The following is a 19,116-nucleotide window of genomic DNA, read 5'->3' as shown; positions in this document are numbered from 1 at the left end:
AATCCTGTTGCACTGACGGAAAGGCAATCGCTGCAATGGATGTCATCTGGCAAGCGAGGTACACGCACTCACCGTGGCACGGGCGGGACCACACACCGCAGCGCAAAGACGAAGTATGTGCGCGTCCGCGTCTAGAACGGGTGAGCGCAGAAACTTGCGCTTGCCGGTTGCGGCGGCGGTGTCCGGTCAGCCCTCCAGGTGCCCCTGTTCGCCAAGGTCGCGGGGTTCGTCGTCCAGCATGCCGCGCGCAAAATCGAAGGCTCGTGCAACGAAATTGTCGGCAGCCTCCCACCAGGCGGCATCACGCACGCGAATGCGCAGCACCATCAGGTTGGGGTCGTGGCGACCTTCCGGGAAGAAAATCTTCTGTGCCGGCGTCCACAGCTCCTCGATGGTGTCGTCGTCACGGTCCATGCGCGCGCGGCCGCGCACCGAGACATAACGATGCTCGCCGGGATGGGCGTAGGCGAGATTGGCCGCGGCGTCGTCGGTGAGGTCCTCGACCTTGTGGCTCTTGGCGGCGGTGAAGAACAGCAGTTCCCCGTTGGCATCCAGTTTCAGAGTCTGGATGGGCCGGCTGAGCAGTGAACCGTCGCTGGTGCGGGTGGTGAGCATCGCCACCTCGATGTCCTTGATCAGTTCGCCCAGCTTGTGCAGGTCGGTGTTATCCGGCGCCTGATTTTTCATCGGTGTGCTCCAGTCGTTGAAAGCCGCAGGATCGCGCGCGGCACCTCAAGACCGGATGAACTCGTGGCGTTTTCGCACAACCGTGACTGAATCAGCCGGCTTGCTTCCACTCGCGCACCGCCTCGGCGAAAGCAAGGCAATCGGCGAAACGGTTGTACAGCGGCGCGGGCGAGATGCGGATCACATCGGGTTCGCGCCAATCGCCGATGATGCCGTGGGCCATCAGGTAGTCGAACAGTGCGCGGCCGCGTTCGCGGCCCTCGATCACGCGTATCGAAAGCTGCGCGCCGCGGCGTGCAGGCTCGGCTGGCGTGACTACCTGGAGGACCTCGGCCAACTCGGTCTGCACCAGGTAATCGAGATAGCCGGTGAGCTTCAGCGACTTCTGGTGCAAGGCGTCCATGCCGGCGCGACGAAAGACCTCCAGCGACACGCGCAGCGGTGCCAGCGCCAGGATCGGCGGGTTGGACAACTGCCAGCCATCGGCGCCGGGCGTGGGCTGGAACTGCGGGCCCATCTGGAAACGGGTGGTCTTGTCGTGGCCCCACCAACCGGCAAAGCGCGGCAGCATGGCCGTGGCATGGCGTTCGTGCACGAAGGCGCCGCCCACGGCGCCGGGGCCGCTGTTGAGGTATTTGTAGCTGCACCAGATGGCGAAATCGGCATCGCTGTCGTGCAGTTGCAGTGGCAGGTTGCCGACCGCGTGGGCGAGGTCGAAGCCAACCACGCAGCCATGCTGGTGGCCGAGTGCCGTGATCGCCTTCAGGTCGAAGGCCTGGCCGGTGCGATATTGCACGCCGGGCAGCATCACCAGCGCGATACGCGAGCCGTGCTCGGCCAGTGCACGCTCGATGGCTGCCATCGACACCACGCCGTTCGGTTCGTCCGCTTCAAGCTCGATCAGCGCACTGGCCGGATCGAACCCGTGGAAGCGCACCTGCGATTCCACCGCATAGCGGTCGGTGGGGAACGCGCCGGCCTCGATCAGGATCGCCGGACGCTCGGCCGTGGGACGGTAGAAGCTCACCATCATCAGGTGCAGGTTCACGCCCAGCGTGTTCATCGCCACCACTTCGGCAGGCTGCGCGCCGACCACGGCGGCGAGATCGTCGCGTACGAACTCGTGGTAATCCATCCACGGCAGGCGACCTTTGAAGTGACCTTCCACCCCCAGTTCGCCCCAGTAATCCAGTTCGGCGTTGACCGCCTCGCGCACCGCACGCGGCTGCAGGCCCAGCGAGTTGCCGCAGAAATACACGCTGTCGTGGCCTTCGTGCGGCGGGATCAGGAACTCGTCGCGGAATGCACGCAGCGGATCGGCGGCGTCCTGGGCGGTGGCCCAGGCGGAAGTGGCTTCAAAATTTGCGGACATCGGATTTCCCTTCGTGCTGGTCGGCCATCATTCCGTGCCGGGGTGGGCCATGCGGAAGAGCCGGCGGGCAGAGCCCGCCCTACGATTGCGGTGTAGGGCAGGCTCTGCCCGCCGGCCTTTTGCGCGGCACGCAACGCCGGCGCTGGAGCGAGCGGACGGCGGCCTATTTCAGTTGTGCGGCGAGCGCGGCGCAGCCCTTGTCGAACGCCGCCTGCCATGCAGCGCCGGCCAGGCTCTTGCTGGGTCGCATGCAGCGCAGCTGGATCGCGTAACCGAGCTTGAACCAGTAGTGCTCGGTGTAGTTGAACTCCGTGCCGTTTTCCTGCGCCGTGTAGATATTGCTGTTCGGCTCGGGAGGCACTGGCGATTCCTTGTAGCCGGGCAAGGCCAGCCCCTTGGCGGTACCTTCGGCCATGAATTGATGGAAGCTGCTGATGTCGGGCACCTGCTTCACGGTCACGGTGACGCGGGCCAGGCTGGTCTTGCCGGTGGGCGAGGGGTCGGGCACCTGGAACACCTGCGCCTCCGGATCGCCCTGGGTCTGCATGATCGGCAGCCAGGTGCTCGGCGTGTCGAAGGTGATGGTGCCGCCGGCCATGCTGACTTCGGCGGCGTGTGCTGCGCCGGCCAGGGCCACGGCGGCAAAGGCGACCGTGAGGATGGTCTTGCGAACGAAATTCATGCGGACTCCGGTGCAGAAGGGTCAGGGGCGAAGCGATGTTTGGGAAGGCCCAGCCATTCCAGCGCCGTGCCGTGGAACAGGCGTGCACGCCCTGTGTCATCCAGGCCCAGGGCCTCGATGCCGCTACCGGGTTCCTGCTCGCCCAGCGGGAAAGGATAGTCGGTGCCGAGCATGACCTGTTCGACGCCGGTCACATCCAGCAGATAGCGCAGCGCGTCGTCGTCGTGCACGCAGGAATCGAAATAGAAGCGCTTGAGGTATTCGCGCGGGTTGCGCGGGTTGTCGGTGGCGACCAGATCCGGGCGCATCTTGAAGCCGTGCTCGATGCGCCCGATGGTGAACGGGAAGCTGCCGCCGCCGTGGGCCAGCATCACGCGCAGCTTCGGCAACCGCTCCATGACGCCGCCGAAGGCCAGGCAACAGGCAGCGCGCGATTGTTCGGCGGGCATGCCGACCAGCCAGGGCATCCAGTACTTGGGCATGCTGGCCATGCCCATCATGTCCCACGGGTGCACCAGGATCGCCGCGCCGAGGTCAGCCGCAGCCTCGAAAAACGGGAACAGCTCGGGCGCGTCCAGGTTCCAGTCGCCGCAATGCGAGCCGATCTGAACGCCTTGCAGGCCCAGCTCGTCGATGCAGCGTTCGAGTTCGCGGATCGCCAGCTGCGGTGCCTGCAGCGGTACCGTGCCGATGCCGGCGTAGTGGCGGGGAAAGTCGCGACACATGCCGGCCATGTGGTCGTTCAGGTGGCGGTGCAGTTCCAGCGCCTGATGGCCCGGCGCCCAGTAGGAGAACAGCACCGGCACGGTGGAGATCACCTGCACGTCGACGCCGAATCGGGCGTAGTCGTCGATCCGTGTCTGAGCGTCGAATGCCGAATCCCAGACTTCACGGAAGAACTTGCTGTCCTTGTAGATCCGGTGGCGACCGTCGCTGTGGGTCATCACCGGAAAGCGGTCGTCACCGTATTTTGCCGCCAGATTCGGCCAGTCGCGGGGCAGGATGTGCGCGTGTGTATCGATCTTGAGCATCCGTGCAGTGTAAAACCTCCGGGCGCAGACGTCGCCTGTGGTCGCAAACGGTCAATTGCGGTCAGGCCGCCTGCAAAGCGGAGTCCGCGCGGAGTTCCTCTTCGCTGCGCCGCAACACGTGGGCGAGTGTGTCGACATTGTCGACCAGACGATCGCTCAGGCGAGCCAGCAGCTCGACCGCGGATGCGTCCGCCGTCTCTTGTGCCCGACTCACCAGCAGCCGCTGCCGCGCGCGCAGGTCGGGGATCGGGGCAAGCGGTTTGCGCGTGCGCAGCGCGATCGCGATCGCCTGCAGGGCGCTGGAGCAGTCTTCGATGAAATCGCAAAAGCCGGTTTGCCTGGACAGGTCGGCAAGCTCGTCGAGCGTGGCCTCCAGGGTCATCGCGGTACGCGCCAACCGATTGCCGTTGGCAAACAGGTTGCGCGAAAGTTTCAGCAAGGCCATCGGCGTGGCCGGTTCGCTGCGCATGCGCTCGATCGAAGCCTGCGCATTGATGCGCGCGGTTCGTGCCGCGCTGCGGGCATGGCGGCGGTCATCGCCGGCCGGGTCGATCAGGGTGCGCAGATACGCCGCATAGGCGTCGAGCATCTCGCCCAGCGCACTGCGCACATGGCTGCGCTCCCACGTGGGCCATGCCACGTAAGCCAGCATGGCCACGCCGCATCCCATGGCGGTGTTGATCACGCGGTCGAGCACGGCAGCCCCGGAATCGACCCCTTCGAACGAAAGCAGGATCACCACGGTACCGGTGAGCGCAGCCACCGCGATGCCGTAGTGCGCGGTCGCCAGGTAGCGGAACGCCATGCACAGGAGCGCCATCAGCGCCAGATGCGCCCAAGGTTGGTCGGGAGTGACGTAGAGCAGGATCGTGGTGAGCACCAGGCCGAGCACCGTGCCGAGGACGCGCAGCAAGCCGATGTTGAACGTGGCCGCGAAATCCGCGCGGAGCACGATGGCGGCGGTCATGGGCAGCCAGTAGCCATGCGGCAATTCCAGGAGTCGCGATATCAGCAGTGAAGCGCTGAGGCATACCGCCATGCGCACGGCATGCCGAAAGGCGACCGATCGCGGCGTGAGGCTGGCGCGCAAGGTTGCCCGGATGGCAGTGCTGCGCAGCACCGGCGGCAGCCGGGTTTCCGCGGCGCTGGCGCGCAGCTCGCCGCGGCTGCCGGCCCAGTCGGCATTGCGAACCGCGGCGGCGAGTTGGCCGATCAAGGCGTGGATGTGCGTGGGGCGAATGGCCGCCGCTTCCGCATGCGGGGCGGGTGCGCCATGTTGCTCCCGGAGCGAGGCCAGCAGTGCGGCAGCACGCTCCGGCGCGTCTCCACTTTCCAGTGCGTCGGCGATGGCTTCGAGCACGCCGCCGACAGCGTTGCGGAATTGGGACTGGCTGTCTCGCGCGCCCTCCAGTTCGGTCATGGCCGTCAATGCCAGCCGAATGCGTTCGGCCAGTTCCAGCAACACGCCAAATGCCTCCATGGCGCGGCCGTGGGCATGGTGGCGTCCCAGCAGGGTTTGTTGCAGGCCGGTCATCGCCTCGCTCATGGCAGGCGCCTCGGCTGCGTCATCGGTAGTTTTCCGCCCCAAGGTCGCCAGCCCGCGGTACACCTCGGCCAGCGCACGGCGCTCGGGCAGGAAGCGTTGCAGCGGCCACGCCGCCAGCGAAAAACTGGCCAGCAGCAGGCCGCCACAGAAAATCAGGGTGGCCGCGCCGAGCGCGCCGGTCAGGTTGGTCGGAGTGGAGGCCGTCACCACCAGCAGAATCATGCTGGTCATGCCGACCCGGGCGGTATCCGTGCCGAACACCACCAGCAGGCCACCGAAGAAACCGCAGGCCATCGTCGCTGCCAGCATGGGCAGCATCTGTCCGCCAATCAGGAACCCGACCAGCGAGGCCAATGCGGCGGCCAGTGACGTCAGCAGCAATTGCCGCAGGCGCTGTCGATATGGTCCCGGTTGATCGGCGAACATCGTGTTCAACGCGCCAGCGGCCACCCCCAGCCCGATTGCTGTATGGTCCATCGCCAGCCCGACCCCCAGCGGCAGCACCACCGCGGCGCTGTTGCGCATGACCACCCGCCACGGCACGTCCGGCCGCTTGATGCGGATCAGGCTCTCGATCGCATGGCTGCGCAGCGAATAGCTGTCGTTGGAGGGCATGCTGCTTGGCTACCTCGCGCGGGCTGCGCGCTCCTGCCTGTCCAGGTCAGGCGCGCCCGGCAAACTCGCCCGTCAGCGTGTTCACCCACACCTTTTCGTCGTTGCTGATGTACTCGGGCACCTGCACCTCGATCCCGGTGTTGAGTTTGGCCGGCTTGTTGCGCTTGGTGGCGCTGGAACCCTTCATTTCCGGCGCAGTGTCGACCACGGTCAGCATCACGCTGGTGGGCACCTGCAGTCCGACCGGGGCATCGTCGATCAACTGCACGTAGTAGCCCTCGAGGTCTTCCACGATGTAGCCGGCGTTGTCGCCGACCAGTTCGGGCGACAGCGGATACTGCGTGTAATCCTCCGCGTCCATGAAGATGAAGCTGTCGCCGTCCATGTACGAGAAGTTCGCGGCGCGGCGCACCAGATCCATTTCGCGCAGGTCATCGTCAGCGCGCAGGCTGAGATCGAACTTGCGCCCGCCGGGAATCGAATACAGGGTGAAACGGAACGTGACATTGCCGCCGCGCGCACTGGGCGAGCTGCGCTCGATATCGCGCACCTGGTAGACGGTGCCGTCGTGTTCGACCACGTTACCTTTCTTGATGTCGGAAGCTTTCATAGGCCAGGGGTGAGAAGTGAGAAGTGAGAAGTGAGAGAGGAGGCGTGACGTGAAGCGGCATGAGGCGAGTTTTCTCTCACTTCTCACTCCTCTCCACTCATTCCTCGTTATTTCGCCGCCAACCGCACCGCGCCATCCAGCCGGATCGTCTCTCCGTTGATGTAACGGTTGCCGAGGATGAAGGCCACGGTGCTGGCGTACTCGCCAGGCTGGCCGAGTCGCGACGGGAACGGGATCGAGGAGGACAGCGACTCCTGCACGGCCTCCGGCATGCCGTCGACCATCGGGGTCCAGAAAATGCCCGGCGCGATGGTGGCTACGCGGATGCCGAAGCGGGCCAGTTCGCGCGCCATCGGCAAGGTCATGCCGACCACGCCGCCCTTGGAGGCGGAATAGGCAGCCTGGCCAATCTGGCCTTCGTACGCAGCGACCGAGGCGGTGTTGATGATCACGCCGCGCTCGCCGTCCTCACCGGCCTCGTTGTTCTGCATCAGTGCGGCGCCGGCCTTGGCGACGTTGAAGCTGCCGACCAGGTTCACCATCACGGTGCCGGAGAAGGTGGCCAGTGGCATCGGACCCTGCTTGCCCAGCACGCGACCGGCGCCGAGGATGCCGGCGCAGTTGATCACCACGTTGAGGCCGCCCATCCCGTGATGCGCAGCGGCGACGTTGGTGGTTACACCATCTTCGGAAGTCACGTCGGTGCGGAGGAAGCGCGCGGCATCGCCCAGTTCCTTCGCGGCGGCTTGACCTTTTTCGTCGTTGACGTCGAACAGCGTGACCTGGCCGCCGTGGGCGACAAAATGCTGTGCCACCGCGTGGCCGAGACCGGAGGCGCCGCCGGTGATGATCGCCTTGACCTGGTTGAGCTGCATGGAGAGTCCTCGGAAAGTCGGTGCAGAAAGGCCGCCATGTTAGCTGACCGGCGCAGCAGGTGGTTGCCGGATGAGCCTGGCAACCGTCGTTGCGGCCGATTCACGTGGTGTTCGGGCGGGAGCGGTCAAGTTGTCGTCGGATCGTCGGACGGCCGGATCTTCCGGCCTGGCCTTGACGGGTTGGCTCATCCATCCACTTGGAGGGGACATGGCATGAAGAGATTTCTGGGTATTGCTGTTTCGTGTGGCGTGACCCTGATGCTTGCCAGCGGCGCAGTGCTGGCGAAAGACCATGATCAGGATCATGACCATGACCATGGCCGTCATGCGCAGAGCCGTGATCACCGGGACGAGGGGCATGATCGTGATCATGACCGTGATTGGTATGTGCGTAGCGATGAGAGACACGGCAAAGGCCACGGCCATTACAAGAATTGGCACGATCGCGGAAGGCACGAAGGTTGGTACCGGCGCGGCGGTTACCTGCCGGTGGAGTATCGGACCCGGTACGTGGTGACCGATTGGCGCTATCGCCATCTGCGCGAGCCGCCACGCGGCTATCACTGGGTGCGCAGCGACAATGGTGACTTCCTGCTGGTGGCGATCACCACCGGGCTCATCGTCGACTTGCTGCTCAACCAGTAGGCGAGCCTCGGGCCTGGTTTGAGTCGGCGTGCGCCGTCCGCTCAGCGCAGCAAGGCGCGCATCGCCGGGGTGTCGGCCAACTCCGGAAACGGCGTTACCCTCGGCGGCGGTGTCGTGGCTGGCTGCAGCGTTTTTTGCCACACGCCGACATCCCACCATTGCCCCAGCTTGTAGCCACACTGGCGCCACACGCCGGCGGGGCTGAAACCCATGGTTTCATGCATCGCGACGCTGACCGTGCCGGGCAGGGTGATCACGCCGACGGCCTGGGTGATGCCTTGCAGCTGCATTGCATCAAGCAGTGCGCCATAAAGCCGGCGCGCGATGCCGCGGCGATGTGCGTCGGCACGCACGTAGATCGAGGTTTCGGCGATCCAGTCGTAGGCGGCGCGTTCGCGGAAGCGGCCGGCGTAGGCGTAAGCCAATACCTCGCCGGACTCCTCCCACACCAGCCAGGGGTAGTGTTGCAGGCGGGCACGGATGCGCTCGCGCATGGCGGGGGCGCCGGGCAGGACCGTTTCGAAGGTGGCCGTGCCGTGGCTCACCGCCGGGGCGTAGATCGCGTGGATGGCTTCGGCATCATCGAGGCTGGCGGTGCGGATCATGGGTGGCGGGGCCTCAACATGTTTCGTACTTCCAGTTGCGTTTCTTGCCTTCGGCCAGCCATTCCAGCGTGGTGGCGAGGCGTTTCCGGCGGGTGGCGTCGGTCTTCGCTTCGGTGATCCAGTCGACGTATTCACGTTGTGCGCCGGGCGGGAATCCGGCCCACGTCTTGCGCGCGGCGGCGTGCATCCGTTTGGCCAGCAGTGCGGAAAGGTCGTCGGGTAGCGCCGGTGCGGGTTTCGCATCAGCCTTGCCGCGAACCTTTTTCACGCCGGCTTCGTTCAGGGCCATGGCCTTCTTCAGGTACACCGCGAGCTGCTTGTCCGAAGGCAGATCCTTCAGCGTGGCGAGCTTGCCGAACTGGCCCATGCCGTCCTCGTCGCTGCCGCCGGTGACCTCCCGCGACAGCCAGAAGCCGAAACTGCAGTGCTGCCTGAACGCCGCCATCATGCACATCGGCGCGGCCCTGTAGCTGAAGAAAGGCATGCCCCACTTGATGCCTTCCTCGACGTCGGGACAGGCCTGGTGCACCCGTGCCCGCAGGTGCTCCAGGATCGGTTGCGCGAACTCGGCGGATTTTGCGATATACGCGTCGATACGGGGATCGTGGCCGGGCATGGCGTAGCCTCACAGGTCGCGGATGAAATAACGGTCGCAGCCATGATGGCCGGTACCGCCCATCGCGCTGCACAAGGCGGTGAACCCGCTGCGTTTGTAGAGTGTCTGTGCGGCGTCCATGCCGGTCAGCGTTTCCAGGTAGCAGCGCTTGAAGCCGTGCGCGCGGGCGGCATCGAGGCAACGCTGGATCATGGCATTGCCTGCGCCGATACCGCGCGCGACCGGCAGGAAGTACATCTTGCGCAGCTCGCAGACATCGGCCTCGCCGCCCTCAAGCGGAGCGACCCCGCCGCCACCCACCACCACGCCGTCGCGCTCGACCACGAAGTAGCTGCTGGCGGGCCGCGCATACGCCTGGAACATTGCGTCCACCTCGGTGTCGTGGATCGCGAAGCCGGGGCCATCGGCGCCGAACTCGGGCATCACGGTGCGGATGATCCTGGCGACGGTTTCATTGTCGCGAGGCTCGATCGGGCGGATCAGGAAGGCTGCTGGCATGGATGGAGAGTGGTGGGGTGGGGCGACTGATTATTCCATCCCGCGATCTGCGCGCCAGTGACTTTCGGCAGGCTGCAGTCGCTGATGTCAGGGCGCGCCGATCAGGCTGCCGTGCGCGCGCGGGTGACCCGGCTGGCAGTTTCCTTGTGCAACTGGGCCGCCAGCCAGGCGCCGGTGGCAATCAGCAGGTCGAGGTCGACGCCGGTTTGCATGCCCATGCCGTGCAGCATGTAGACCACGTCCTCACTGGCCACGTTGCCGGTAGCGCCCTTGGCATACGGGCAGCCGCCGGTGCCGGAGACGGAACTGTCGATCACGCGCACGCCTTCCTCCAGGCAGGCGAGGATGTTCGCCAGCGCCTGGCCATAGGTGTCGTGGAAGTGCACAGCCAGCGCGTCCATCGGTACTTCCTGCGCCACCGCGTGCAGCATCGCGCGCGCCTTGGCCGGGGTACCGACGCCGATGGTGTCGCCCAGCGAGACTTCGTAGCAGCCGATCTCATGCAGGCGTCGGGCCACGCGCACCACATCGCTCAGCGGCACCGCGCCCTGGTAGGGGCAACCCAGCACGGTGGAGACGTAACCGCGTACGCGCACGCCATCGGCCTTCGCCTGTTCCATCACCGGGACAAAGCGCTCGATCGACTCATCGATCGAGGCGTTGATGTTCTTGCGGTTGAACGCTTCGGAGGCGGCGCTGAATACGGCGATGTCGGTCGCGCCCACCTCGCGTGCACGCTGGTAGCCCTGCAGATTCGGCACCAGCACCGGGTAGCTCACGCCGGGCAGCTTGCGGATGCCGCGGAACACCTCGGCCGCATCGGCCAGTTGCGGCACCCACTTCGGGCTGACGAAGCTGGTTGCCTCGATGGTTTGCAGGCCGGCGGCGGACAGCCGGTCGATCAGCGCGATTTTCACCTCGGCAGGCAGCAGCGCTTTCTCGTTCTGCAGGCCGTCGCGGGCGCCGACTTCGACGATGCGAACGTGGTTGGAGAGGGTCATCAGGAGCTCCGGCAGGGAGGTGGCGCGACGTAGGGCGGGCTTCGCCCGCCGGGTGTTCACGATCCATCGTGGCGTAGGGCGGGCTTTGCCCGCCGGCTTTTCAACGAACCATCCCGTCAAGCGCGGCGGGCAGAGCCCGCCCTACGCATCCGAGGTGAACTTCACCAGCACGGCATCGGCTTCGACAAAATCGCCTTGCGTGGCGTTGATGCTTTCGATGGTGCCGGCGCGCGGTGCCTTCAAGGCCAGCTCCATTTTCATCGCTTCCATCACCAGCAGCTCCTGGCCTTGTTCGACGCTGTCGCCGACCTTGGCCTTGACCAGCACGATGCGGCCGGGCATGGGCGCAGCCAGCTGGTTGCCACCGGCGGCGTCGCTGGATTCCCAGGCAAATGCGATCGCGCGGGCGAAGCTGTAGCGCTGGCCGCTGGCATCGTGCAGCAGGACATGGGCGGCGTCGCTGCGCAAGGCGATGCGGCGTGCCTCGCCGCCAAAGCGCGCGCTCAGGTTGTCGTCGCGCAGGCGCGCGCCCGCCACGTCGCATTCGGTTTCGCCGTGGCGCAGTCGATAGTTGCCGGCGTGACCGCGAGCCTCGACTTCGAAGCGTTGCTCGCGCCAGGTGAGCGCCACGATGCGCTTGCCGGGGTGACCGATGCGCCACGCGTCGGCGCGGGCCCACGGTGAGTGCGGGTCGGAGGAGTTGCTGGCGACATGTGCTTCGTCGTTCAGCAGTGCCGCCGTGGCCGCCGCGAACAACACGTCGTCGGTCGGCTCGGCGTCGCCGATGAGGAATTCGTCGAGATGGCGGTCCAGGTAGCCGGTGTCGATGCGTGCCTCGACGATGGCCGGGTGCCGAGCCAGCCTTTCGAGGAATCCGATGTTCGATTTCGGCCCGATGATTTCGCTGGCGGCCAGCGCTTTGCGCAAGCGTTGCAGGGCCTGCACGCGATCCACGTCCCACACGATCAGCTTGGCGATCATCGGGTCGTAGAAGATCGTCACGGTGTCGCCCTCGATCACGCCGCCGTCCAGGCGCACGTGCTCCGACGCGGGCGGCAACCGCAAGGTCTGCAGCTTGCCGGAGCCGGGCAGGAAGTTCTGGTCGGGGTCCTCGGCGTACAGGCGCACCTCGATCGCGTGGCCATGCGCGCGCACCTGATCCTGCCGCAGCGGCAAGGGCTGGCCTGCGGCAATGCGCAGCTGCCATTCGACCAGATCCAGCCCCAGCGTCATTTCGGTGACTGGATGTTCCACCTGCAGGCGTGTGTTCATCTCCATGAAGAAGAACTCGCCATCCTGCGCGACGATGAACTCGACCGTGCCGGCACCGACGTAATCGACCGCCTTGGCGGCCGCCACCGCCGCTTCGCCCATGGTCTTGCGGCGGCCCTCGTCGAGGAACGGCGAGGGCGTTTCCTCCAGCACTTTCTGGTAGCGGCGCTGTGACGAGCATTCGCGCTCGTTGAGATGGATCACGTTGCCGCGGGAGTCGCCGAATACCTGGAACTCGATGTGGCGGGGATGTTCGACGTAGCGCTCCAGGATCATCCGCGCGTCGCCGAAGGAACTGGTCGCCTCGCGTTGGGCCGAAGCAAGCGCCTCGGCGAACTCGGCGGCGGCGCGAACGATGCGCATGCCCTTGCCACCGCCACCGGCTGCCGGTTTGATCATCAGCGGGAAGCCGGTCTTGCCGGCCTGTTCGGCGAGGAAGGCAGCGTCCTGGTTTTCGCCGTGATAGCCAGGCACCAGCGGCACCGCATGCTTTTCCATCAAGGCCTTGGCTTCGGCCTTGGAACCCATCGCCTCGATGCTTTCCGGTTTCGGCCCGATGAAGGTGATGCCGGCATCGGTGCAGGCGCGCGCGAAGCCGGTGTTCTCGGAGAGGAAGCCGTAGCCGGGATGGATCGCCTGCGCACCGGCCTTTTTCGCTACCTCCAGGATCGCGTCGCCGCGCAAGTAGGAGTCGGCCGGCCGCGGGCCGCCGATCGGCCAGGCCTCGTCGGCCAGCCGCACGTGCTGCGCGTCACGGTCGGCCTCGGAGTACACCGCGATGGTGTGGATGCCGAGGCGGCGACAGGTGCGGATCACGCGGCAGGCGATTTCTCCACGGTTGGCTATCAGTACGCGTTCGAACATGGAAATCCTTGAAACCGTTCATGCCGATGGATATCGGCCAAAGCTAGCAGATCACGCGGCAGGTGCCGCTCATTCGCCGCCGCCGACCCACCGTGGTGCGCGCTTGTCGAGAAACGCGGCCAGGCCATGCTGACCTTCCGGTGACACGCGCAGGCGGGCGATCAGCTGCGCGTTGATCTGGTCGATGCGCTCGGCCTGCTCCACGTCGGTACCCGCGACGCGCAACGCCAGTTGCTTGGCTTCGCGCTGGGCCAGCGGGCCAGCCTTGCCGAGCAGATGCAACTGGCGTTCGACAGCGTCGTCCAACGCATCGGCGGCCAGCGCCGCGTGCAACAGGCCGATGCGCGCCGCGGTGGCAGCATCGAACACTTCGCCGCTGATGAACAGTCGCCGTGCTTCGCGCAGGCCGATGGCGGCGACGACGTAAGGCGAGATCACCGCCGGCACCAGCCCCAGCTTCACTTCGGACAGCGCGAACTTGGCGGTGTCGACACCGAAGGCGACGTCGCAGCAGGCGATCAACCCGACGCCACCGCCATAGGCGGCACCGTTGACGCGTGCGATGGTGGGCTTGGACACGAACTGCAGGGTGCGCATCAACCGCGCCAGACGCAGCGAATCCTCACGGTTTTCCCGCTCACTGGCGCCGGCCATGCCGCGCATCCAGTTCAGGTCGGCGCCGGCCGAGAAGCAACTGCCGTTGCCAGTGAGCACCACGGCGCGCACGTCGGGGTCGGCATCGGCTTGCAGCAGCGCGTCGGTGAGGGCGGCGATCAAGGCGTCGTCGAACGCGTTGTGGATCTTCGGTCGGTTCAGGCTGAGCCAGGCAACGGGGCCGCGGCGTTCGCTGAGGATGGAATCGGTCATGGGCTGTGCTCGGAAGTCGCTGTCAACGCACCATCATAACGGTGACCTCGGGAACCGAGGCGTCGCGGCGACGACTGTTCGTTGCGAAGAGGCCCTTGCGCCAGGCCGGGCAAAGCGGGGATGATGCAGGGATAGGAATCGTTCTCAATTGGAGTCAATCATGTCCCGCCGTTTGATCGAGTTGTTTGCCATTGTCGGAGTTGCCGCTGCGGCAGTTGCCGGGAGCACCTTCGCCATGGCGGCGCAGTCGTCCTCGTCAGCGGACAGCCAGCAGGCCGCGTTGCTCAAGGAGGTCACCGCGCTGAAGGCGCAGGTTGCCCAATTGCAGCAGCAACACCCGGCGCCGGAGCTGGGCCAGCAAATGCTGGAATTGCAGATCCGCCACGACCGGTTGTGGTGGGCGGGCGAGTCGGGCAACTGGACCCTGGCCTACTTCATGGTGGGTGAACTGGGCGAAGCCTTGCGTGGCATAGAGCAGACCAATGGCGATGCGGCGGAGATGCAGCCGGACAAATTGTCCGAAGTCATGCCCTCGATCATGAATCCGGCGATCAAGGAGGTGCAGGCGGCGCTGGCCAAGCAGGACAAGGCAGCCTTCGCCAAGGCCTACGACAGATTGTCCGCATCGTGCACCGCTTGTCATCAAGTGGCCGGCAACACCTTTCTGATCATGCAGCGGCCACGCACCCGTTTGCTGGACAACCTGCGCTATGCGCCGGCGGGCAAGTAAGCGATACCGCGGATGAACCACCGGGATGGTCGCGCTTGTTGACACAAATGCGAACCATTACTATTCACAAACCTGATCCGGATGTCGCCATGAAACGTTTGCTGATTGCGGCCCTGTTCGCCCTGCCCATGGTGGTACTGGCGAGCGAAGTGCCGACATACACCTTGACCATAAAAAACCACCGCTATGAGCCGACCACGCTGCGGGTGCCGGCCGATACCAAGATCAAGATCAAGGTGGTGAACCAGGATTCGACGCCGGAGGAGTTCGAGAGCAATGACTTCAATCGCGAGAAGATCGTCATGCCTCACGGCACCATCACCGTGTTCGTCGGCCCCTTGAAGGCCGGCGAGTACAAGTTTTTCGGCGATTTCCACCAGGACACCGCCCAGGGCATCTTGATAGCGGAGTAGGTCCATGTGGGGTATCGCGCTACTGGTCTTTCGTGAAGTTCTCGAGGCGGCATTGATCGTCACCGTGGTCGCGGCTGCGACGCGCGGCGTCGCCAGGCGCGGCTGGTTCATCGGCGGCGGCATCGGACTGGGCGTGCTCGGCGCCGTGCTGGTGGCCATGTTTGCCGGGGTGATTTCCGCCGCGGCCAGTGGCGTGGGTCAGGAATTGTTCAACGCCTGCGTGCTGTTTGCCGCGGTGCTGATGATCGGTTGGCACGTGATCTGGATGTCCAGCCACGGCCGCGAACTGGCGCAGCACATGAAGGCGGTGGGCGGCGCGGTGCAGACCGGCGCCAGCTCGCTGACCCTGCTGCTGGCGGTGGTGGCGCTGGCGGTGCTGCGCGAAGGCTCGGAAATCGTGTTGTTCCTGTACGGCATGGTGGCGGGCGGCGCCGACGGCCTGGTTCGGGGTCTGGCCATCGGCCTGGCTGGTGGCACCACGGTGGGCTTTCTGCTGTATTTCGGCTTGCTGCGCATTCCGCTGCGCTATTTCTTCACGGCCACCAACTGGATGCTGGTGCTGCTGGCCGCCGGGCTTGCTTCCAGCGCGGCGCGCTACCTGGTCCAGGCCAACCTTCTGCCCGAACTCGGCGGCCAGGTGTGGGACAGCTCGTGGTTGCTTTCCGACGGATCGGTATTCGGCAAGATCCTGCACATCCTGATCGGCTACGATGCGCAGCCGTCCGGTATCCAGCTGGTGTTCTACGCGGTGGTGGTAATCGCCCTGGTGCTCGGCATGCGGCTGTTCGGGGGCGCGTCACGGCGCGCTTCCGGGCACAAGGCAGGCGGGGCCTCCGCGATCAAGCTCGACGCAGCTGCCTGATTCGACCAGGAACGCAGGCGTAGCCCACCGGGGCGGCGTCGAATACCAAAACCCCGGCCCGCAGGAGCGGGCGCCTTGGAAGCGGCGTCTCGTCAAAGGACGGCGGCGCGGTCAGTGCAGTTCTGGGTTTGCTGGTGGATTCGTGGGTTGGTTGGACGATTTCGACGTCGCCTTGGCATTCCCCTTTCCAGCCGGCGTCAACGTACCCACCGTCACGGTTCGATGGCCGGGACGCCAGGCAAACTTGGGGTCGTAGGGATTTTTGCTTGAGACCAGTTGGCGGTAGGCGATGGAGCCATCGACCGAGCCGGCGCCAAGGATCTCGTCGGCACCGGTGGCGACGTGTCGGAGCGCCGAGCCCGCGGTATTGGCCGGGCTGGCCGATACTGACCCGATCTGTGTACCGCCGACTCGGAGGTTGCCGGCCAGTGAACCCACGCGGGTTCCGGTCTTGCCGGCCCGTACCATCGCCCAGCGTGCCTTGGCGCGCACCAGGGCGGTTTCATCGCCGTAGACCGGTCGCAACTGACCGAAGATCGCGTTGGCCTGCTTGAACTGGGCATCAGTCAGTTTCGAGTTGATCAGGTTGCCTGCCGCCGCGTAAGTCTTGTCGCCTCGTTCGGCTGCCAGCACGAACCACGCGAGCGCTCGCGGCATGTCGACAGGCACGCCCTGGCCGCGGGCATACATCACGCCCAGATTGTATTCCGCGGGTTTGTAGGCCCACGACGCCGAGACCTTGTACATCTCGACCGCGAAACGGTATTCCTTTTTCTGGAAGGCTCGTACTGCCACCGCAAAGAAATGCTCGCCCGGGCGCGCGTCGTCCTCGACCGAGGTGAACTGGTGTTTGGTCATGCGATTGAAGTTGTGCGCCGAATCGTAGATGGGCGCCTCCGGCGCGGCGGGTGCTACCGGGGAGGATGCTGACTCGGTCTGCGCCATGCCGGCGCATGGCATGGCGAGCAGCAGGCACGCAAGCGCAAACGGGGTGAGAGCAGGACGAGCAATCATGGGATTCTCCTCTAGCAACTGCATCGCCAATGCCCTGAAACCTACGCCTCGCTGGCCTGGCGGGTCAACGGCGGTTGCCAGCGGGTGGATCCGTTAGGCGGTCTTGCGTACAAGCGTGAATTGCCGCGCTTCGGGGCCCGCCGCGCACGAAAAAGGCCGGCTTGCGCCGGCCTTTCCCTTCAACCCGGATCGCGTGAGCGGCTTACGCCAGCTCGCGGATCTTCGCGTTGAGGCGGCTCTTGTGACGAGCGGCCTTGTTCTTGTGGATCAGACCACGGGCGGCGTAGCGATCCATCACCGGCTGGGCGGCGGTGAAGGCGGCAACGGCGGCTGCCTTGTCCTTGGCCTCGATGGCCTTGACGACCTTCTTCAGGGCGGTGCGGACCATGGAACGTGCGCTGATGTTGCGCAGGCGGCGCTGTTCGGACTGGCGCGCGCGCTTCTTCGCGGACTTGATGTTGGCCAAGGTAGAACTCCGGAATGCAGTGTTGTGGGTGGAAAAAGACGCCAATTATGCGGTCGATTCACCGCTGCGTCAATCATTTAGGGCCTTGTTTCGGGTCTGGTCGCCGCGGGCGGGAGATCGCGACGGCGGCGAGGTCCTCATTCTGCCACATTGCGGGCTGTCCTCCTGCCCGTGGCGACTGTCAAACTATGCGCCGTACCCGATTGCCGGCCGCCAAGGTAACCCGTTCCCGATGAAGTCCCCCAGCATGTTCCGCGGGCTGCTCTCGTTCAGCAGCATGACCATGGTTTCACGCGTGCTTGGGCTGATTCGTGACATGTCGATAAACATCGTGTTCGGCGCCACCGGCGCCACCGATGCGTTCTGGGTGGCATTCCGAATCCCCAATTTCATGCGTCGGCTGTTTGCCGAGGGCTCGTTCACCACGGCGTTCGTGCCGGTATTCACCGAGGTGAAGGAAACCGGCACGCACGAGGACCTGCGGCGGCTGATGTCTCGCGTCTCCGGCACCCTCGGCGCGGTGTTGCTGGTGATCACCGCGCTGGGGCTGATCTTTGCGCCGCAGCTGGCCACCGTGTTCGAGCCCGGCGCCCTGGACCAGCCCCACAAGTTCGACCTCACCATCGACCTGTTGCGTCTGACCTTCCCGTTCCTGCTGTTCGTCTCGCTGACCGCGCTGGCGGCCGGCGCGCTGAACAGCTTCCATCGCTTCGCCTTGCCGGCATTGGTACCGGTGATCCTCAACCTGTGCATGATTGCCGGCGCGTTGTGGCTGGCGCCCCGCCTGCAGGTGCCGATCATGGCGATGGGCTGGGCCGTGCTGCTGGCGGGCGTGCTGCAGCTGGCGTTCCTGTTGCCCGCGCTGCGCAAGCTCGATCTGCTGGTCTGGCCGCGCTGGGGTTGGACTCACCCTCCGGTGCGCCGGATCCTGCGCTTGATGGTGCCGACCCTGTTCGGTTCGTCGGTGATGCAGGTGAACCTGCTGCTCGATACGGTGATCCTTTCGCTGCTGGTGACCGGGTCGCAGAGCTGGTTCTCGTTGTCGACGCGCTTCCTCGAGTTGCCGCTGGGCGTCTTCGGCGTGGCGCTGGGCACGGTGATCCTGCCGTCGCTGTCGCGCCACCATGTGGGTACCGACCATCTTGGTTTCTCGAAGGCGCTGGATTGGGGCTTGCGCGTCACCTGGCTGATCGCGCTGCCCGCGATGCTGGCCATGCTGTTGCTGGCCGGGCCGATCGTGTCCACCTTGTTCCAGCACGGCCGCTTCAACGCGTTCGACACGCACATGTCCACCTTGTCGATCCTGGCCCTGTGCTGCGGACTGCCGGCCTACGCGCTGGTCAAGGTGCTGTTGCCGGCCTTCTACGCGAGGCAGGACACCAAAACGCCGGTGCGGGCGGGCGTGATAGCGATGATTGCCAGCATGGTGTTCAATGGCATCTTCATCGTGTTGCTGTTCGAGCTGTGGGCGCCGCCCGCGCTGCAACAGCAAGCTTGGCTGCAAGCCATCGGACAGGTGCCGGGTCTGCACCTGGGTCTGGCCATCGCCAGCGCCTTGTCCAGCTATGTCAATTTCCTGCTGCTGTGGCACTGGCTGAAAAAGGCCGGGGTCTACGAGCGTCAGCCCGGCTGGGCGAGGCATTGGGGCCGGTTGTTGCTGGCCTGCGCCGCGATGGTGCTGGTGCTGGGGTTCGGGCGCTGGTTGTGGCCGGATTGGTCCGGCGTGCCGGTCGCCACCCGGGTGTGGCGGCTGGCCGTGCTGGTGCTGGCCGGTGGTTTGAGCTACGCCGCGACCTTGTTCGCCGCAGGCTTGCGGCCGCGTGACCTGCGTGGCGGATGAGCGTG

The 19,116-nt window shown here is 65.5% G+C and carries 20 protein-coding genes; 5 read left to right on the top strand and 15 right to left on the bottom strand.

The features are described from left to right. Window positions 1-186: 186 nt before the first annotated feature. The 7 genes from AC0L58_RS10075 to AC0L58_RS10045 form a co-directional block, all read right to left on the bottom strand. Window positions 187-687, bottom strand: a complete 501-nt coding sequence (locus AC0L58_RS10075) for a pyridoxamine 5'-phosphate oxidase family protein (RefSeq protein ID WP_473682972.1) — start codon at window positions 685-687, stop codon at window positions 187-189. Between the two features lie 91 nt (window positions 688-778). Next, window positions 779-2,059: a kynureninase gene (gene kynU / locus AC0L58_RS10070; RefSeq protein ID WP_473682971.1), complete on the bottom strand. Its 1,281-nt coding sequence runs from the start codon at window positions 2,057-2,059 to the stop codon at window positions 779-781. 163 nt (window positions 2,060-2,222) lie between these two features. After that, complete coding sequence (locus tag AC0L58_RS10065; protein WP_473682969.1) at window positions 2,223-2,741, bottom strand: hypothetical protein; 519 nt, start codon at window positions 2,739-2,741, stop codon at window positions 2,223-2,225. Further along, window positions 2,738-3,772 carry an amidohydrolase family protein gene (locus tag AC0L58_RS10060; protein WP_473682967.1) on the bottom strand — a complete coding sequence of 345 codons (1,035 nt, stop codon included), beginning with the start codon at window positions 3,770-3,772 and terminating at the stop codon, window positions 2,738-2,740. The genes AC0L58_RS10065 and AC0L58_RS10060 overlap by 4 nt, the downstream gene beginning before the upstream one ends. 61 nt (window positions 3,773-3,833) lie before the next feature. Further along, on the bottom strand, window positions 3,834-5,933 hold the full coding sequence (locus AC0L58_RS10055) for an FUSC family protein (RefSeq protein ID WP_473682966.1): 2,100 nt from the start codon (window positions 5,931-5,933) through the stop codon (window positions 3,834-3,836). Window positions 5,934-5,979: 46 nt separating this feature from the next. Beyond that, a complete protein-coding gene (gene efpL / locus AC0L58_RS10050; protein WP_473682964.1) occupies window positions 5,980-6,543 on the bottom strand; it encodes an elongation factor P-like protein EfpL in 564 nt (187 codons plus the stop codon). Between the two features lie 107 nt (window positions 6,544-6,650). Next, a complete protein-coding gene (locus tag AC0L58_RS10045; RefSeq protein WP_473682963.1) occupies window positions 6,651-7,418 on the bottom strand; it encodes an SDR family NAD(P)-dependent oxidoreductase in 768 nt (255 codons plus the stop codon). Window positions 7,419-7,631: 213 nt separating this feature from the next. Here AC0L58_RS10045 and AC0L58_RS10040 point away from each other — a divergent pair, with 213 nt between their 5' ends. Beyond that, window positions 7,632-8,063 carry an RcnB family protein gene (locus tag AC0L58_RS10040; RefSeq protein WP_473682961.1) on the top strand — a complete coding sequence of 144 codons (432 nt, stop codon included), beginning with the start codon at window positions 7,632-7,634 and terminating at the stop codon, window positions 8,061-8,063. Between the two features lie 41 nt (window positions 8,064-8,104). On the opposite strand, the gene AC0L58_RS10035 is transcribed toward AC0L58_RS10040, so the two are convergent. The 6 genes from AC0L58_RS10035 to AC0L58_RS10010 form a co-directional block, all read right to left on the bottom strand. Beyond that, window positions 8,105-8,668 (bottom strand): GNAT family N-acetyltransferase, encoded by a 564-nt coding sequence (locus AC0L58_RS10035; RefSeq protein WP_473682959.1) that lies wholly within the window; start codon window positions 8,666-8,668, stop codon window positions 8,105-8,107. A gap of 13 nt (window positions 8,669-8,681) precedes the next feature. Beyond that, window positions 8,682-9,284, bottom strand: coding sequence for a YdeI/OmpD-associated family protein (locus AC0L58_RS10030; RefSeq protein WP_473682957.1), 603 nt, complete (start codon window positions 9,282-9,284; stop codon window positions 8,682-8,684). 9 nt (window positions 9,285-9,293) lie between these two features. Beyond that, entirely contained in the window at window positions 9,294-9,782 is a 489-nt protein-coding gene (locus AC0L58_RS10025) for a GNAT family N-acetyltransferase (protein WP_473682955.1), read from the bottom strand. Between the two features lie 101 nt (window positions 9,783-9,883). Continuing rightward, a complete protein-coding gene (locus AC0L58_RS10020; RefSeq protein WP_473682953.1) occupies window positions 9,884-10,783 on the bottom strand; it encodes a hydroxymethylglutaryl-CoA lyase in 900 nt (299 codons plus the stop codon). A 141-nt stretch (window positions 10,784-10,924) separates the two neighbouring features. Continuing rightward, on the bottom strand, window positions 10,925-12,919 hold the full coding sequence (locus tag AC0L58_RS10015; protein ID WP_473682951.1) for an acetyl/propionyl/methylcrotonyl-CoA carboxylase subunit alpha: 1,995 nt from the start codon (window positions 12,917-12,919) through the stop codon (window positions 10,925-10,927). A 69-nt stretch (window positions 12,920-12,988) separates the two neighbouring features. Next, window positions 12,989-13,786, bottom strand: coding sequence for an enoyl-CoA hydratase-related protein (locus AC0L58_RS10010; protein ID WP_473682949.1), 798 nt, complete (start codon window positions 13,784-13,786; stop codon window positions 12,989-12,991). 160 nt (window positions 13,787-13,946) lie between these two features. Here AC0L58_RS10010 and AC0L58_RS10005 point away from each other — a divergent pair, with 160 nt between their 5' ends. The 3 genes from AC0L58_RS10005 to AC0L58_RS09995 all read left to right on the top strand — a co-directional run bounded on the left by AC0L58_RS10005 (window position 13,947) and on the right by AC0L58_RS09995 (window position 15,791). Then, entirely contained in the window at window positions 13,947-14,516 is a 570-nt protein-coding gene (locus AC0L58_RS10005; protein ID WP_473682948.1) for a hypothetical protein, read from the top strand. A gap of 89 nt (window positions 14,517-14,605) precedes the next feature. After that, window positions 14,606-14,929: a cupredoxin domain-containing protein gene (locus AC0L58_RS10000; protein WP_473682947.1), complete on the top strand. Its 324-nt coding sequence runs from the start codon at window positions 14,606-14,608 to the stop codon at window positions 14,927-14,929. 4 nt (window positions 14,930-14,933) lie between these two features. Continuing rightward, window positions 14,934-15,791 carry an FTR1 family iron permease gene (locus AC0L58_RS09995; protein WP_473682946.1) on the top strand — a complete coding sequence of 286 codons (858 nt, stop codon included), beginning with the start codon at window positions 14,934-14,936 and terminating at the stop codon, window positions 15,789-15,791. Between the two features lie 111 nt (window positions 15,792-15,902). On the opposite strand, the gene AC0L58_RS09990 is transcribed toward AC0L58_RS09995, so the two are convergent. Both AC0L58_RS09990 and rpsT read right to left on the bottom strand, forming a co-directional pair. Continuing rightward, the gene (locus AC0L58_RS09990) at window positions 15,903-16,829 is read right to left on the bottom strand and encodes a tetratricopeptide repeat protein (protein WP_473688686.1); all 927 of its coding nucleotides are present in this window, start codon (window positions 16,827-16,829) and stop codon (window positions 15,903-15,905) included. Window positions 16,830-17,007: 178 nt separating this feature from the next. After that, window positions 17,008-17,271: a 30S ribosomal protein S20 gene (gene rpsT, locus AC0L58_RS09985; protein WP_007804840.1), complete on the bottom strand. Its 264-nt coding sequence runs from the start codon at window positions 17,269-17,271 to the stop codon at window positions 17,008-17,010. A gap of 232 nt (window positions 17,272-17,503) precedes the next feature. Here rpsT and murJ point away from each other — a divergent pair, with 232 nt between their 5' ends. After that, window positions 17,504-19,111, top strand: a complete 1,608-nt coding sequence (gene murJ / locus AC0L58_RS09980) for a murein biosynthesis integral membrane protein MurJ (RefSeq protein ID WP_473682945.1) — start codon at window positions 17,504-17,506, stop codon at window positions 19,109-19,111. Window positions 19,112-19,116: the final 5 nt, after the last annotated feature.

It is taken from the genome of Rhodanobacter sp. G2-10 (assembly GCF_055809185.1).
The sequence above is the reverse complement of the archived record's forward strand: the minus strand, read 5'-3'. Positions and strand labels throughout refer to the sequence as shown.